This window comes from Stenotrophomonas sp. P5_B8 (genome assembly GCF_054049855.1).
Genome location: NZ_JBFULO010000664.1, coordinates 1 through 1,399 on the forward strand (window position 1 = coordinate 1; position 1,399 = coordinate 1,399).

At 58.9% G+C, this 1,399-nt stretch carries 1 protein-coding gene; it reads right to left on the reverse strand.

Going from position 1 to position 1,399, the window contains the following annotated elements:
- Window positions 1–343 precede the first annotated feature (343 nt).
- A complete protein-coding gene (locus ACXJKH_RS20485) occupies window positions 344–733 on the reverse strand; it encodes a response regulator (RefSeq protein WP_457322125.1) in 390 nt (129 codons plus the stop codon).
- Between the last annotated feature and the right edge of the window lie 666 nt (window positions 734–1,399).

Consider the following 1,399-nt stretch of genomic DNA (forward strand, 5'->3'; position numbering starts at 1 on the left):
CGTGGCCACAGTAAAGCACTCTAGAAGACGGGTCTGGGGCTGTCTCATTCGTTGTCAAAAGGTAAGCAGCGGCTGCTCCCCCACTATGGAGATCTCACGTGGAACTCTAAGTATCGGCCGTCTATCCGAAATATTGACAGCGCGATCCAAGGCGGCTTCTTTTTACAGGCTGCCAAGCGTGCTTGAGTTGAGGCGACCTACCGTAGCCGGTGCGTGAACCCCTCGGCGAGGATCCGAGTCGGTTCATAGGTCTCTGAAAAATCATGCCCCGCCTGGATCCAACGAGGGGGCGCGCCACTCCCCCGCGCGCGGGTTGCTCAATTCTGGAAACACACGGTTGCATCTATAGGATGCTCTGCACACGCACGAGCAGTTCTCTCATGGTGAACGGCTTTCCAAGCAGCTCAATACCTGCTCTCCTTAGAGAAGATGGCTCATTACCACCACCCGCGTAGCCGGTGATCAAGAGAACCCGTGTCGTGGGGTGCAGGGCGAGGGTGTGATTGGCCAAAGCACGGCCGTTCATGCCTGGAAGCCATATGTCGGCCACAAGCAAATCGAAGGGGCGTCCCAGCAGCAGCTTCTCCCGAGCGTCCTCGGCACTGGCCGCCGTCGCCACTTCATATCCCCATTCGGTAAGGAACTCGCCGGCGAGGTCGCGGATCGTGTCCTCGTCTTCAACCAAGAGGATGCGAGATGGTAGTTTGGGCATGATGACTTCGTCTACCTGCATTGCGCTCATTGATAGGATAGCCCTTTGACAGTCACTTCATCGGCGTACCCGCCTCTGCCTTGATGGCAGCCCTTAGCATATCGCTGAAAATTCGTTGTCGCGGTCGGGCCCTGGCCAAGGCTGCGCCCATCCTCCGCACGCCGGAATACGAACGCCACGACCTTCTCCGCCGGACTCCTGGCGGGGCAGGGACAGCAGGCAGTTGATGCTCAAACTAGACAGCATCGAAGTGGTGGATGACGATAKGACGAGCATTTCGCGGGGGGCGGCACCTTTACCGACAGGGCGATGGAGCCACTATTGACGATTTGTACGCTTAGCTGAACCTTCCTCATGACCCTGAGGACAGGTCCTAAATGGCAAAAGGATCCAAGCAAATAGCAGCGTTCTCCCCAGTGCACCTGGAGCGAAGGTCTAGGCATGGTTATTTCTCCCGGTGTCGCTGGGTCTTCTCATAGCGACGCGAAACGCGCCCCGGAAATGCTGGCCGTTAAGGCTAGTCGCACGACGAGCGAGAGAGGGCTGTGTTCGAGCGCTGTCCAGAGGCCTGGTCGGCGCCGGCTCCGATCTGCTCCTCCGGCGCGACCGGACAGCTAGGGCCTTGGCTTGCGGCACCTCGCGCCCTTCACGATCCCCAAGGGGCCACATCATTGGATGCGCTTGCTC

Coding starts and splice junctions, on each gene's coding strand:
- ACXJKH_RS20485 (WP_457322125.1), bottom strand. CDS start 733: ATGCAGGTAGACGAAGTCATCATGCCCAAACTACCATCTCGCATCCTC.